Origin of the sequence: Streptomyces yokosukanensis, assembly GCF_001514035.1 — a bacterium.
Classification (GTDB): domain Bacteria; phylum Actinomycetota; class Actinomycetes; order Streptomycetales; family Streptomycetaceae; genus Streptomyces; species Streptomyces yokosukanensis.
Genome location: NZ_KQ948211.1, coordinates 363,977 through 377,671, shown reverse-complemented (window position 1 = coordinate 377,671; position 13,695 = coordinate 363,977). Strand labels below are relative to the sequence as shown.

Below are 13,695 nucleotides of genomic sequence, written 5' to 3'. Positions count from 1 at the left end.
TCAGATCCACTTGGCCTGGAGCAGGTTGATCCCCGGGTACGGCTGTGCCCTTATCCCGGTCAGCTCGCGCGGGTCCCAGGCGGTCATCAGCTCGTTGTGCACGACCGGGTAGAGCACGGCCTGCTCGGCGACGACGTCGATGTAGTCCTGGATCATCGCCTTCTTCTTCGCCGCGTCCGGCTCCCGGGTCGCCCGGTCCATGTCCGTGAAGAGCTTTCTGGCGACGGAGTCGTCGGCCCACCGGGTGTACCCCATCCACAGGTTCTGGGGCCCGTAGTTGTAGTGCATGATCAGATCGGCGTCGAGCCCGAACTGATTGGGGTTCGAGGCCGCGGCGACGACCTGGTAGTCCTGCTTCTGGTCCATCTTGGTGAACACGGCCGTGGTCTCCTGCGGTGCCAGGGTGGTCTCCACCCCGATCGCGTCCCAGGAGGACTTGATGGTCGGCAGGCAGTCCACGATCCAACTGACGTTCACGGCAAGGATGTCGACCTTGAGGTTCGTGACGCCCGCCGCCTTCAGCAGCGCCTTCGCCTTCTCGGGGTCGTAGTCGTACACGGTCCTGGCCCGCCGGTAGCCGGGATTGCCCTCGTTGAGGAACGAGGAGGCCGGCTTGCCGTGCCCCTTCAGGGCGACCCGCACCATCTTCTCGGTGTCGATGGCGTAGTGCAGCGCCTGCCGCACCCGTACGTCGTCGAACGGCCGGTGCTTGGTGTTGAACATCAGGAACAGGTTGTTCATCCCGGCGCCGCCCGCGACCGTCATCCCGCCCTGCTCCAGCCGGGAGATGTTGGCGTACGGGATGTTGTCGGCGATCTGCGCGCCCGCGTCGCTCCCGGAGATCTTCGCGACGCGCGGTGCCGCGTCCACGATGGTCAGCCAGTTCATCTTCTTGAAGGCCGGCCTGCGGGGGCCGTTGTAGGCGGCGAACGCCTCGAAGGTGGTGTTGGACTTCGGGTGGTGCGCGGTCTGCCGGTACGGCCCCGAGCCCACGGCCAGCCCCTTGATGGCGTCGTCCCAGGCGCCGGGCCGTGCGAAGACGTGCTTGGGCATGATCTTGGCGAGGGTGAGCCGGGAAAGCCCTTCGGGGAAGGGGAACTTGAGCTTCAGCTCGACGGTGCGGGCGTCGACCTTCTTCACATCGTCCAGCCAGCTGACGAAGAAGCCCTTGGCGAGGGTCTGGGTGCCCGGGTCGAGGATCCGGTCGAAGACGAACACGACGTCGTCGGCGGTGACGGGCCTGCCGTCGTGGAAGGTGGCGCCGGAGCGCAGCGTGAACCGCCAGGCGGTGGCGTTCGGGTCCTTCGGCACCTCGGTGCCGAGCGCCGGATACGGCACCCGGGTGATCGGGTCGGTGTCCAGCAGCCCCTCGTAGACATGGTTGTTGGCGGCCATCGAGAACGCCGACGCCGTCTGCGTCGGATCCCAGCTGCCGTCGTTGCCGTACCCGATCACGGCGGTCAGTGTCCGGTTCTCGCCGCTGCCGCCGCCTCCGGTGTCGTTCGTGGACTGCGGACCGGCCGAGCAGCCCGCCAGCACGGGCGGCAGGGCGGCGGCCGCGCCCAGCGCCCCGGTGAACCTCAGGAACGACCGGCGGCGCGGGGCCGGTGCGTCGGGGGTCACGTCGTCGCGCACGGGTCCTCCAGCAAGTCGGTGGGGGGAGGGGGTGGGAGATACGACGTCCTACGTCCTACGTCCGGTCGGTAGCGCGACCATAAGAGGGGCTGTGGGGGTGGTCAAGACAGCGCACACGAATGGCCTAGCCGCCACAGGTCGCACCAATGGCGGCCCGAAATGCTGGGTCACGGGCGCGAGTTGGGCCGATCGGGGGCCTGGGAGGCGGGGGGTCGGTGCCGGTCGCCGCGGCCCTCGACCACCAGGTTGCCGTCCGCGGTCAGCCGGGCCAGGGTGCCGGTGCGGCAGTAGCCGTCGGGGGTGAAGGCACGGGCGTCGTGCCCGGGGGACCCGTGGTGGCCGCGCACGGTGTACGGGCCGCGGGCGAGGAGTTCGCCGGCCTCGCCGTCGGGCGCGTCGACGCGGATCTCGTCGGCCGGGGAGACGGGCCGTCCCCGCGTCGTGAGCACCACGTCCCGCGGGTCGTCGAGGCGGGTGACGGTGAGCACCCCCTCGGCCAGGCAGAACACCTGCTGGAGCCGGCCGCCGAGGCCGGACTCGATCCGTGCGGCGAGGCCGGGGTCGAGGCCGCGGCCGCCGATCTGCGTCACCCGCAGCGAGCCGAGGCCGGCCCCGGTGCCGTCGAGGGCGTCCAGCCACCGGGCGGCGGTCTCCGGCTCCAGCGAGGTGACGGTCACCCCTTCCTGTGCGATCGCGGCGAAGGCGGTGTCCGGCGCGGGGTCGTCGAGCAGGACGACGGTGCCGCCCGCGGCCAGGGTGCCGAGGACGCCGGGGCAGCCGAGGGCGAGGGGGGACGCCGCGGGCAGCGCCGCGAGATAGACGTCCCCGGGGCCGAGGCCGAGCGGCTCGGCGGCCGCGCGGAGCTGGTAGGCGTAGTCGTCGTGGGTGCGGCCGACGAGCCGCGCCGGCTCCGTCGTGCCGTGCGAGGGCAGGAGGAACGCCACGTCGCGGGCGTCGAGACGGCGATCCGCCACGGGTGCCTCGTCCACGGTGTGCAGCGGGAAGGTCAGACAGCCGCCCGGCAGCACCGAGAAGCCGCCCGGCCGCTCGCCGGGCGCGGCGAGGGTGAAGATCCGCCGCAGCGATGTCGACCCGGCGGCGATGCGGGCGGCGGTCGCGATGTGGTCGTGGCCGCGGTGCGTCGCCGGGCCGACGTAGCCGACGGCCTCGCTCTCGGCCACCAGGTGGGCGATCTCCGCCTCCCCCTGCCCGGTCGGCGCGAACACGGGGATCGCCCCGGCGCGCATCAGCGCGAACGCCGTGACGACGAACTCGGGGGTGTTCGGCAGCTGCACCACGACCCGCTTGCCGGGCTCGACCCCGCGCAGCCGCAGCCCCGCGGCCATCCGGCTCACCCGCCGGTCCAGCTGGAAGTACGTCAGACGGGTCGTGCCGTGCACGAGCGCGGTGCGCGGCCCGTGCGCCGCCACCCAGTCGTGCAGCAGCTCGGGCAGGCTGCGGCCCTGCCAGTAGCCGGCGCGGCGATAGGCGAGGGCGGTGTCCTCGGGCCAGGGGGTGAAACCGTTCGCTGCCATCCCCGCAACATATTGTTGACCCGACGATTCCGTAAAGCGATTCCACTTTTCCGCAATTCGAAATACCGGGACGTGGCATTCCCGTGGCCGTCCCCTCAGGGGTCGTGCAAACGGCTGAGCGGGCACGACAGCAGGCCTGGCGCAGCTGCAGGCTGTTGCAGAGTGTAGAGGCGGAGCGTCACCTCGGATGTGCAAAGCGTGAAAGTCGAAGACGCGGGGGAGCAGGTCAGGGCGCGACGCACAACTCGCGCGGCGTGCTGTGTGCCGAAGAGGCGGAGGAAGAGTTGAGGGAATTGCGGCCTGCGGTCGGCAGCCATGTGGTGGACACCCATACCGGCAGGCTCGGCATCGTCATGGGCTACGAGGGGCCCTATGTGCAGCTGAGACCGTACGGCGGAGGCCGGGAGTGGGACGCCGAACCCAAGGCGCTGCGCACCGCGACCGCAGCCGAGCGGCTGAGCGCGGCGACCGCGCACGCCAACGCCCGCAGTCGCGGAGAGACGCTCTAGCCGCTCCCCGCATGGGCGAGAATGGTGCCCATGAGCCTGTTCCGCGACGACGGCATCGTGCTGCGCACCCAGAAGCTGGGTGAGGCGGACCGGATCATCACGCTGCTCACGCGCGGTCACGGCCGGGTACGGGCCGTGGCGCGCGGGGTACGGCGCACCAAATCGAAGTTCGGGGCCCGACTGGAGCCCTTCTCCCACGTCGACGTGCAGTTCTTCGCCCGCGGCAGCGAGCTGGTCGGACGCGGGCTGCCGCTGTGCACGCAGAGCGAGACCATCGCCCCGTACGGAGGCGGGATCGTCGCCGACTATGCGCGCTACACCGCCGGTACGGCGATGCTGGAGACCGCCGAGCGGTTCACGGACCACGAGGGCGAGCCGGCTGTCCAGCAGTATCTGCTGCTGGTCGGCGCCCTGCGGACGCTCGCGCGCGGCGAGCACGCCCCCCACCTCGTCCTCGACGCCTTCCTGCTGCGCTCCCTCGCCGTCAACGGCTACGCGCCCAGCTTCGAGGCCTGCGCGAGGTGCGGCATGCCGGGCCCGAACCGCTTCTTCTCGGTCGCCTCCGGCGGCTCCGTCTGCGTCGACTGCCGGGTGCCCGGCAGCGTCGTACCCTCGCCGCAGACCCTGGTGCTGCTCGGGGCGCTGCTTACGGGAGACTGGGAGACGGCGGACGCGTGCGAGGCGCGCCACGTCCGCGAGGGCAGCGGGCTGGTGTCCGCCTACCTGCACTGGCATCTGGAGCGCGGGCTGCGCTCCCTGCGGTACGTAGAGAAGTAGTTCACGGTCGAGGAGACGAGACACATGGTCGTTCGCGGGATCCTGGGGCGCCAGCGGCGCGAGTACAAGGCGCCGGAGCCGCATCCGTCCGGTGCCCGCGCGCCCAAGCTCCCCGGCGAGCTGGTTCCGAACCACGTGGCCATCGTCATGGACGGCAACGGCCGCTGGGCCAAGGAGCGCGGGCTGCCGCGCACCGAGGGGCACAAGGTCGGCGCCGAGCGCGTGCTGGACGTGCTGCAGGGCTCGATCGAGATCGGCGTGCGCAACATCTCCCTGTACGCCTTCTCCACCGAGAACTGGAAGCGCTCGCCCGACGAGGTCCGCTTCCTGATGAACTTCAACCGCGACTTCATCCGCAAGACCCGCGACCAGCTCGACGAACTCGGCATCCGGGTGCGCTGGGTGGGCCGGATGCCCAAGCTGTGGAAGTCGGTCGCCAAGGAACTGCAGATCGCCCAGGAGCAGACCAAGGGCAACGACCTGCTCACCCTGTACTTCTGCATGAACTACGGCGGCCGGGCCGAACTCGCCGACGCGGCCAAGGCGTTGGCCGAGGACGTGCGGGCGGGCCGCCTCGACCCGGCGAAGGTCAGCGAGAAGACCATCCAGAAGTACCTGTACTACCCCGACATGCCGGACGTGGACCTCTTCCTCCGCCCGAGCGGCGAGCAGCGCACCTCCAACTACCTGCTCTGGCAGAGCGCGTACGCCGAGATGGTCTTCCAGGACGTGCTGTGGCCCGACTTCGACCGCCGCGACCTGTGGCGGGCCTGCCTCGAATTCGCCTCCCGCGACCGGCGGTTCGGCGGTGCCGTCCCGAACGAGGACCTCATCGCCATGGAGGCCGCCATGAAGGGCGAGTCCACCTCGTAGCCACCGGCGGTTCAGCCGGATCGCCGAGAGCGGTTCATCCGGGCCGCCGAGGATGCGGGACTCATGAGACCTCTCACCCCAGTCCTCGCCCTCGGCGCCCTGCTGCTCACCGCGCTGCCCGCGCACGCCGCCGAGGGCCCCGCGCACCGTGAGAGCTACGGCACCAAGGCCCCGTACCGGCCCGAGCAGAGCGAGCGCACCTACCAGCGGCCCCCGGCCGGCTTCGAGCCCGTGTTCACCGAGAACGTCTCCCGGCACGGCTCGCGCACGGCGACCGACAGCGAGGACGGCGATCTGGTCCTCGCCCTGTGGGACAAGGCCGAGGGGCAGGGCCGACTCACCCCGACCGGCGAGCAGTTCGGGCCGACGGTGCGGGCCCTCGTGGCCGCCATGGACAAGGTCGGGTACGGCGACCTCAGCGGGCGCGGCCGGCAGGAGATGCGGGACACGGCGACGCGCATGGAGCGGCGCCTGCCCACCCTGTTCGCGAAGATCGCCGACCGGGGCGAGAAGATCGACGTGGTCAGCTCCGGGCAGGGGCGGGCCGTGGACAGCGCCGGGGAGTTCACGGGCGCGCTCGCCGCGGCCGACCCGGCGCTCAAACCGCTGATCGGGGCGGTGCGCACCGACAAGGACCTGCTGTACTTCCACAAGGCGGCGGGCGGTGCGGCCTACCGCGACTACCTCGCGAACGACCAGCGCCTCAAGGACACCCTGGCCTCGATCGAGAACCAGCCCCGGACCCGGCAGGCCGCCCAGCGCGTGCTGCGCCGGCTGTTCGAGGAACCGTTCGTCGAGCAGATCACCGACCAGGTCGGTGCCGCGCGGGCCGTCTACAACCTGTACGCGATCGCCCCCGCGATGAGCGAGGAGAGCCCGGCCGGCGAGGGCTGGGGCATGGACCGCTACATCTCCCGCGCGGACGCGGCCTGGTTCGGCTACCTCGGCGACGTGGAGGACTTCTACGAGAAGGGCCCCGGCTTCTCCGACAGCGACATCACGTACAAGATGGCGGACGTCCTGCTGGACGACTTCTTCCGGCAGGCCGAGGCCGAGCGGGCCGGTATCAGCGATCTCGGGGCCGAACTGCGCTTCACCCACGCCGAGGAGATCATCCCGCTGGCCGCGCTGATGGGCCTGCCGGGCAGCACCGAACCGGCGGCGCCGGGGCAGCCGTACACCTACGGCGACAACCCCTGGCGGGGCGCGTCCGTCGCTCCCCTCGGTGCCGACATCCAGTGGGACGTGTACGAGAAGGACGGCCGCTACCTGGTCCGCATGCTCTACAACGAGAAGGAGACGGCGTTCAAGGCCGGCTGCCGGCCGATCGAGAGGGGCAGCGCCTTCTACGACCTGAACGAGCTGGAGCGCTGCTTCGGAAGAGGCTGATCCGCGACGCCCCGCGCTCAGCCCCCGGCGCAGTCAGAACACGTGCCGAAGATCTCCACCGTGTGAGCCACGTTGACGAACCCGTGCTCCGCGGCGATCGCCTCGGCCCACTTCTCGACGGCGGGTCCCTCGACCTCCACCGCCTTGCCGCAGGCACGGCAGACCAGGTGGTGGTGGTGTTCACCGGTGCTGCAGCGCCGGTAGACGGACTCGCCGTCGGAGGTGCGCAGGACGTCGACCTCGCCGGCGTCGGCGAGGGACTGCAGGGTGCGGTACACCGTGGTCAGCCCGACCGAGTCGCCCTTGTGCTTGAGCATGTCGTGCAGGTCCTGCGCGCTGCGGAACTCGTCCACCTCGTCCAGGGCCGCCGCCACGGCTGCACGCTGCCGGGTCGCGCGGCCCTTCACGGGCGGTCCAGCGGTCGTCACCGTTGCCTCCTCACGTCTCGCCTGTGCCCGGGCCATTGTGCCAGCCCGCGCTGTCGGCGGTCAGGTGCCGATCTTGTCCCCGGCTCCTCTCGTGGCCGGAATCGCGCACTCCGCCGGGTCCCCGGCCGGGTGTGCGGCGGCTGCCGCACGGGCGCGTCGACGGGCCAGCGGGGCGGCCAGCGCCGTCAGCACGACGAACGCGGCGATGGTCAGCAGGACGATGGTCGCACCGGGCGGAACGTCCTGGTAGAACGAGGTCACCGTGCCGCTGATCGTCACCGTCACGCCGAGCGCGACCGCGATCGCGAGGGTCGCCGCGAAGCTCCGGGTGAGCTGCTGCGCCGCCGCGACCGGCACCACCATCAGGGCGGAGATCAGGATCAGGCCGACGACCCGCATCGCGACGGTGACGGTGACCGCCGCGGTGACCGCGGTGAGCAGATTGAGCGCGCGCACCGGCAGGCCCGTCACCCGCGCGAACTCCTCGTCCTGGTTGACCGCGAAGAGCTGACGGCGCAGCCCCAGGGTGACCACGACCACGAACCCCGCGAGGATCGAGATGGCCGTCACGTCCGAGGGGGAGACCGTCGACAGCGAGCCGAACAGATACGAGCTGAGGTTGGCGTTGGACCCGCCCGGCGCGATGTTGACGAACATCACGCCGCCCGCCATGCCGCCGTAGAAGAGCATGGCCAGCGCGATGTCGCCCCGAGCCTTGCCGTACCAGCGGATCAGCTCCATCAGGACCGAGCCGAGCGCCGAGACGGCCGTGGCCATCCAGACCGGCGAGGCGTGCAGCAGGAAGCCCAGGCCGACGCCGGTCATCGCCACGTGGCCGATGCCGTCGCCCATCAGGGGCTGGCGCCGCTGCACCAGGTAGATGCCGATCGCGGGGGCCGTGATGCCGACCAGCACGGCGGCCAGCAGCGATCGCTGCATGAAGTCGTAGGAGAGGATGTCCATCAGCTCAGCAGTCCCGTGCGCAGGGGTTCGGTGCCCGCGGGTGCGTGCGGGTGTACGTGGTCGTGGCCGGGCAGGGCATGTTGGCCCAGGGCCTTCGGGGGCGGGCCGTCGTGGAGCACACAGCCGTCGCGCAGGACGACCGCCCGGTCGATCAGCGGCTCCAGCGGGCCCAGCTCGTGCAGGACCAGGAGGACCGTCGTACCGGCCTCGACCTGCGCCTTGAGCGTGCGGGCGAGCACCTCCTGGCTGGCCAGGTCGACGCCCGCCATCGGCTCGTCCATGATCAGCAGCTCGGGTTCGGCGACCAGCGCGCGGGCGATCAGGACGCGCTGGTGCTGTCCGCCGGACAGGGCGTCGACCGAGTCCCTGGCGCGGTCGGCCATGCCGACCAGCTCCAGGGCGTGCCGTACGGCCGCCCGGTCGGCCTTCCGGAAGACGCCGAAGCGGGTGCGCGAGAGCCGGCCCGAGGAGACGATCTCGGTGACCGTCGCCGGGACGCCGCCCGCGGCCGTCGTCCGCTGGGGCACGTAGCCCACGCGCGCCCAGTCGCGGAAGGCGCGGCGCGGGGTGCCGAACAGCTCGATCGTGCCGTCGCTGACCGGCACCTGCCCGACGATCGTGCGGATCGCCGTGGACTTGCCGGAGCCGTTGGCGCCGAGCAGGGCGACGACCTCGCCGCGGCCGACGGTGAGATCGATGCCGCGCAGCACGGGACGCGCACCGAGTTCGGCGGTGACCCCGCTGAGGGCTATGACGGGCTCCTTGGCCATCTCGTCTCCCGTGCCCTTCACTTGGCGCCCAGGGCCTGCTGGAGTGCCTTGAGGTTGGCCTCCTGGACGGAGAAGTAGTCCTTGCCGCGGGACTTGGCCGTGATGCCCTCGATCGGGTCCAGGACGTCGGTCTTCAGGCCCGCGTCGCCCGCGATGGTCCTGGCGGTCTTGTCGCTGACGAGCGTCTCGTAGAAGACGGTGGAGACGCCGTCGGCCTTGGCCATCTTCTCCAGGTCCTTCACGCGTGCGGCGCTGGGCTCCGACTCGGGGTCGAGGCCGTTGATGGCCTCCTCGGTGAGGCCGTAGCGCTCGGCGAGGTAGCCGAAGGCGGCGTGGGTGGTGACGAACACCTTGGTCCTCGTGTCCGCGAGGCCGGTCCTGAACCGGGTGTTCAGCTCGTTCAGCTGCTTGACCAGGGCCGCGGTGTTCTTCTTGTAGTCGGCCGCGTGCTTCGGGTCGGCCTTCTCGAAGGCCTTGCCGACCCCCTCGGCGACCTGGGCGTAGCGCACCGGGTCGAGCCAGATGTGCGGGTCCTTGCCGCCGGACTCCTCGCCCTGGTGCGTGTCGTGCGCGGCGGCGTGGCCGCCGACCTCGTTGCCGTGCTCCTCCAGCGCGGTCAGGGAGGCCGCGTCGATCTTCGTCCCGACCGGGGACTGGGCCACCGCGTCGTCGACGGAGGGCTGCAGGTTCTTCAGGTACAGCACCGCGTCGGAGTCCTGCAGCAGCGCGATCTGCTTGGGGCTGATCTCCAGGTCGTGAGGTTCCTGGCCCGGGGAGGTCAGACTGGTGACGTGGACGTGGCTCCCGCCGATCCGCTCGGCGAGGAAGGCCATGGGATAGAACGACGCGACGACGTCGAACTTGCCGGTGTTCGCCGCCTGCGCCGTGTCGCTGGAGCAGGCGGAGAGCGTACCGGTCCCGAGGGCGGTGACCGCGGCGAGCGCGGCGGTGGGTATGAGGCGTCGTCGTACGTTCATGACAGTCATTTTCAACAAACATGGAAACCGTTGTCAACAAGCCTGCTGAGCGATACCGATTTGGTTGATCGGGAGCCCTCGCCGGTACCCTGAATCATTCGCTGGAAGCATCTCGCTTCAACGCCCGTCGTCGTAATGAAGAGAGCACCGTGGCCGCCGACAAGATCGACACCATCGTCAGCCTGAGCAAGCGCCGTGGCTTCGTTTTCCCGTGCAGTGAGATCTACGGCGGACAGCGCGCCGCCTGGGACTACGGACCGCTGGGTGTCGAGCTCAAGGAGAACATCAAGCGCCAGTGGTGGCGCTACATGGTGACGTCGCGCGAGGACGTGGTCGGTATCGACTCGTCCGTCATCCTGGCCTCCGAGGTCTGGGTCGCGTCCGGCCACGTCGCCACCTTCACGGACCCGCTGACCGAGTGCACCGCGTGTCACAAGCGGTTCCGCGCGGACCACCTGGAAGAGGCGTACGAGGAGAAGAAGGGCAAGGCCCCCGAGAACGGCCTCGCCGACATCAACTGCCCGAACTGCGGCAACAAGGGCCAGTTCACCGAGCCCAAGCAGTTCTCGGGTCTGCTGTCGACGCACCTCGGCCCGACGCAGGACTCCGGCTCCGTCGCCTACCTGCGCCCCGAGACCGCCCAGGGCATCTTCACCAACTTCGCCCAGGTGCAGACCACCTCGCGCCGCAAGCCGCCGTTCGGCATCGCGCAGATGGGCAAGTCCTTCCGCAACGAGATCACGCCCGGCAACTTCATCTTCCGCACCCGCGAGTTCGAGCAGATGGAGATGGAGTTCTTCGTCAAGCCGGGCGAGGACGAGAAGTGGCAGGAGTACTGGATGGAGCAGCGCTGGAGCTGGTACACCGGCCTCGGTCTCCGTGAGGAGAACATGCGCTGGTTCGAGCACCCGAAGGAGAAGCTCTCCCACTACTCCAAGCGCACCGCCGACATCGAGTACCGCTTCCAGTTCGGCGGCAGCGAGTGGGGCGAGCTGGAGGGTGTCGCCAACCGTACCGACTACGACCTCGGCGCCCACTCCAAGGCCTCCGGCCAGGACCTCTCCTACTTCGACCAGGAGGCCGGCGAGCGCTGGACGCCGTACGTCATCGAGCCCGCCGCGGGTGTCGGCCGCACCATGCTGGCCTTCCTGCTCGACGCGTACGTCGAGGACGAGGCGCCGAACGCCAAGGGCAAGATGGAGAAGCGCACGGTGCTGCGCCTCGACCACCGCCTGGCCCCGGTGAAGGTCGCGGTCCTGCCCCTGTCCCGCAACCCCGAGCTGTCCCCGAAGGCCAAGGGCCTCGCCCAGGCGCTGCGGCAGAACTGGAACATCGAGTTCGACGACGCCGGCGCCATCGGCCGCCGCTACCGCCGCCAGGACGAGATCGGTACGCCGTACTGCGTGACCGTGGACTTCGACACCCTCGAGGACAACGCGGTGACCGTCCGTGAGCGGGACTCGATGAAGCAGGAGCGCGTGTCGCTGGACCAGATCGAGGGGTACCTGGCTCAGCGTCTCGTGGGCGCCTAGTCACACCGTCGCGAAGCCGGGCGGGCCGAGGTGATCGGCCCGCCCGGCTTTCGCATGTCAACGCCCCTGCAGGGACTTCACGTTGTCGCCGAACGTCCAGTTCTTCGAGCCGTCCCAGTTGATCGACCAGGTCATCAGGCCCTTGAGCGAGCCGCCGTAGTGCTGCCAGGCCTGGGAGACCAGGGACGGTGACATGTAGCCGCCGCCCGCGCCGGACTGGGCCGGCAGCCCGGGGACCTGCTTGTCGTAGGGCACCTTGACGGTCGTGCCCTGCACCACCAGGCCCTTGTCCAGGCAGTCGGTCTGCGCGGTGAAGCCCGCGACCGTGCCCGCCTCGTAGGAGTCGCCGGAGCAGCCGTACATGCTCCCGTTGTAGTACTGGACGTTCAGCCACCACAGCCGGCCGTTGTCCGCGTACTTCTTGATGATCGGCAGGTACGCGCCCCAGATCGAGCCGTAGGTGACGCTGCCGCCGGTGACGTACGCGGTCTCCGGGGCCATCGTCAGGCCGAAGCCCGACGGCATCTGGGCGAGGATGCCGTCGATGATGCGGATCAGGTTGGCCTGGGACGTGGACAGCTGGTTGATGTTGCCGCTGCCCGTCAGGCCGGTCTCGATGTCGATGTCGATGCCGTCGAAGTTGTACTTCTTCAGGATCGGGACGATCGTCGAGACGAACTTGTCGGCCACGGCGGTCGAGTTGAGGTCGATGCCGGCCGCGGCGCCGCCGATGGACAGCAGGACGGTCTGGCCGGAGGCCTTCGCCGCGCACATCTCCGCCGGCGTGGCGACCTTCACGCCGGTGTCCATGCCGTCCTCCCACAGGGCTGTCCCGTCGGAGCGGATGACGGGGAAGGCCGCGTTGATCACGTTGTAGCCGTGCGCGGCGATACGGGAGTCGGTGATCGGGGTCCAGCCGAAGGGCGGATGGACGCCGTTCGCGGAGCCGTCCCAGTTCTCCCAGTACCCCTGGAGCACCTTTCCGGCGGGCCGGGACTTCACGGCGCAGGTGTCGGCGGCGGAGGCGGTGGGGGCGGTGGCGATCCCCAGGGGGACGAGGGCGGCGGCGGTGAGCGCGGTGGCGAGCAGACGTCGGAGCATGCGAGGCCTCCCGGTGGGGGGTGCGGCGAGGTGTCGTAGGCATGACAGTGCTCGTGGTCCAGACCTCTCGTCAATAGGTCTGGACCAATTGATCGGCCGCAATCGCCCCGAGTGACAGAGTTGGAGTGACAGATATTGAAATCTGTCAGCTGTCATGGCATCGTGGAGGCATGACGATGCGAACCCGAAACCTCGGAACCACCGGCCCTCAGGTCTCCGCCCTCGGCCTCGGCTGCATGGGCATGTCCGCCCTGTACGGCGCCGCCGATCGCGCGGAGTCCGTCGCGACCGTCCACGCCGCCCTGGAAGCGGGCGTCACCCTGCTGGACACGGGCGACTTCTACGCCATGGGGCACAACGAGATGCTGCTCGGCGAGGCCCTGCGCACCGCCCCGGCCGCCCTGCGCGAAAAGGCCCTGACCAGCGTGAAGTTCGGCGCCCTGCGCGACCCGGAGGGCAACTGGATGGGCTACGACGGCCGCCCGGCCGCCGTGAAGAACTTCGCCTCCTACTCCCTGCAGCGCCTCGGCGTCGACCACATCGACGTCTACCGGATCGCCCGCCTCGACCCGGACGTGCCGATCGAGGAGACCGTCGGCGCCATCGCCGAACTGATCGAGAAGGGGTACGTCCGGCACGTCGGTCTGAGCGAGGTCGGCGCCGAGACCATCCGGCGCGCCGCCGCCACCGCCCCGATCGCCGACCTCCAGATCGAGTACTCGCTGATCAGCCGGGGCATCGAGCGGGACATCCTGCCCACCACCCGCGAGCTGGGCATCGCCGTCACCGCGTACGGCGTGCTCTCCCGCGGACTGATCTCCGGCCACTTCGGCCGGGACCGGCAGCTGGCCGCGGGCGACTTCCGCGCCCACTCGCCCCGCTTCCAGGGCGAGAACCTCCAGCACAACCTGAACCTGGTCGAGGCCCTGCGCAAGATCGCCGAGCAGAAGGGCGTGACGGTCGCGCAGATCGCCATCGCCTGGGTGCTCGCCCGCGGCGAGGACATCGTGCCGCTGATCGGCGCCCGCACCCGCGAGCGGCTGGGCGAGTCGCTGGGCGCGCTGGACGTGACCCTGGACGCGGCCGACCTGGCGGCGATCGAGAAGGCCGTACCGGCGGACGCGGCGGCCGGCGAGCGCTACCCGTCGGCGCAGATGGCACACCTCGACAGCGAGCACCGGCCCTGACGCCGGGTACGGTCTAAGG

13 protein-coding genes are annotated in these 13,695 nt (G+C 70.2%); 6 read left to right on the top strand and 7 right to left on the bottom strand.

Annotated features, from left to right (window positions below):
- Positions 1-1,635: an ABC transporter substrate-binding protein gene (locus tag AQI95_RS17240; protein ID WP_067123824.1), complete on the bottom strand. Its 1,635-nt coding sequence runs from the start codon at positions 1,633-1,635 to the stop codon at positions 1-3.
- Between the two features lie 167 nt (positions 1,636-1,802).
- Positions 1,803-3,170: an AMP-binding protein gene (locus AQI95_RS17235; RefSeq protein WP_067123822.1), complete on the bottom strand. Its 1,368-nt coding sequence runs from the start codon at positions 3,168-3,170 to the stop codon at positions 1,803-1,805.
- A 293-nt stretch (positions 3,171-3,463) separates the two neighbouring features.
- Between AQI95_RS17235 and AQI95_RS17230 the strand changes: the two genes are divergently transcribed.
- From AQI95_RS17230 to AQI95_RS17215, 4 genes are all read left to right on the top strand, one after another.
- Positions 3,464-3,679 (top strand): hypothetical protein, encoded by a 216-nt coding sequence (locus AQI95_RS17230; protein WP_067123821.1) that lies wholly within the window; start codon positions 3,464-3,466, stop codon positions 3,677-3,679.
- A 30-nt stretch (positions 3,680-3,709) separates the two neighbouring features.
- Complete coding sequence (gene recO, locus AQI95_RS17225) at positions 3,710-4,456, top strand: DNA repair protein RecO (protein ID WP_067124107.1); 747 nt, start codon at positions 3,710-3,712, stop codon at positions 4,454-4,456.
- Between the two features lie 24 nt (positions 4,457-4,480).
- Positions 4,481-5,329: an isoprenyl transferase gene (locus tag AQI95_RS17220; RefSeq protein ID WP_067123819.1), complete on the top strand. Its 849-nt coding sequence runs from the start codon at positions 4,481-4,483 to the stop codon at positions 5,327-5,329.
- A 63-nt stretch (positions 5,330-5,392) separates the two neighbouring features.
- Complete coding sequence (locus tag AQI95_RS17215) at positions 5,393-6,718, top strand: histidine-type phosphatase (protein ID WP_067123817.1); 1,326 nt, start codon at positions 5,393-5,395, stop codon at positions 6,716-6,718.
- Between the two features lie 17 nt (positions 6,719-6,735).
- Here the strand turns inward: AQI95_RS17215 and AQI95_RS17210 are convergent, their stop codons facing one another.
- From AQI95_RS17210 to AQI95_RS17195, 4 genes are read right to left on the bottom strand one after another with little or no spacing between them, the layout of a single operon-like run.
- Complete coding sequence (locus AQI95_RS17210; protein WP_067123815.1) at positions 6,736-7,146, bottom strand: Fur family transcriptional regulator; 411 nt, start codon at positions 7,144-7,146, stop codon at positions 6,736-6,738.
- Positions 7,147-7,206: 60 nt separating this feature from the next.
- A complete protein-coding gene (locus AQI95_RS17205) occupies positions 7,207-8,109 on the bottom strand; it encodes a metal ABC transporter permease (protein WP_067123813.1) in 903 nt (300 codons plus the stop codon).
- On the bottom strand, positions 8,109-8,879 hold the full coding sequence (locus AQI95_RS17200; RefSeq protein ID WP_067123811.1) for a metal ABC transporter ATP-binding protein: 771 nt from the start codon (positions 8,877-8,879) through the stop codon (positions 8,109-8,111). The genes AQI95_RS17205 and AQI95_RS17200 overlap by 1 nt, the downstream gene beginning before the upstream one ends.
- 17 nt (positions 8,880-8,896) lie before the next feature.
- A complete protein-coding gene (locus AQI95_RS17195; RefSeq protein ID WP_067123809.1) occupies positions 8,897-9,856 on the bottom strand; it encodes a metal ABC transporter substrate-binding protein in 960 nt (319 codons plus the stop codon).
- A 149-nt stretch (positions 9,857-10,005) separates the two neighbouring features.
- On the opposite strand from AQI95_RS17195, the gene AQI95_RS17190 reads away from it, so the two are divergent.
- Entirely contained in the window at positions 10,006-11,388 is a 1,383-nt protein-coding gene (locus tag AQI95_RS17190; RefSeq protein WP_067123807.1) for a glycine--tRNA ligase, read from the top strand.
- A gap of 57 nt (positions 11,389-11,445) precedes the next feature.
- Here AQI95_RS17190 and AQI95_RS17185 read toward each other — a convergent pair whose 3' ends face one another.
- On the bottom strand, positions 11,446-12,489 hold the full coding sequence (locus AQI95_RS17185) for a chitinase (protein ID WP_067123805.1): 1,044 nt from the start codon (positions 12,487-12,489) through the stop codon (positions 11,446-11,448).
- Between the two features lie 170 nt (positions 12,490-12,659).
- Here AQI95_RS17185 and AQI95_RS17180 point away from each other — a divergent pair, with 170 nt between their 5' ends.
- Positions 12,660-13,676, top strand: a complete 1,017-nt coding sequence (locus AQI95_RS17180) for an aldo/keto reductase (protein ID WP_067123803.1) — start codon at positions 12,660-12,662, stop codon at positions 13,674-13,676.
- Positions 13,677-13,695: the final 19 nt, after the last annotated feature.

Bases quoted from the DNA above. Each gene is read 5' to 3' on its own strand.
- AQI95_RS17185 (WP_067123805.1), bottom strand. From the start codon at position 12,489: ATGCTCCGACGTCTGCTCGCCACCGCGCTCACCGCCGCCGCCCTCGTC.
- AQI95_RS17205 (WP_067123813.1), bottom strand. From the start codon at position 8,109: ATGGACATCCTCTCCTACGACTTCATGCAGCGATCGCTGCTGGCCGCC.
- recO (WP_067124107.1), top strand. From the start codon at position 3,710: ATGAGCCTGTTCCGCGACGACGGCATCGTGCTGCGCACCCAGAAGCTG.
- AQI95_RS17195 (WP_067123809.1), bottom strand. From the start codon at position 9,856: ATGAACGTACGACGACGCCTCATACCCACCGCCGCGCTCGCCGCGGTC.
- AQI95_RS17220 (WP_067123819.1), top strand. From the start codon at position 4,481: ATGGTCGTTCGCGGGATCCTGGGGCGCCAGCGGCGCGAGTACAAGGCG.
- AQI95_RS17200 (WP_067123811.1), bottom strand. From the start codon at position 8,879: ATGGCCAAGGAGCCCGTCATAGCCCTCAGCGGGGTCACCGCCGAACTC.
- AQI95_RS17215 (WP_067123817.1), top strand. From the start codon at position 5,393: ATGAGACCTCTCACCCCAGTCCTCGCCCTCGGCGCCCTGCTGCTCACC.
- AQI95_RS17180 (WP_067123803.1), top strand. From the start codon at position 12,660: ATGACGATGCGAACCCGAAACCTCGGAACCACCGGCCCTCAGGTCTCC.
- AQI95_RS17235 (WP_067123822.1), bottom strand. From the start codon at position 3,170: ATGGCAGCGAACGGTTTCACCCCCTGGCCCGAGGACACCGCCCTCGCC.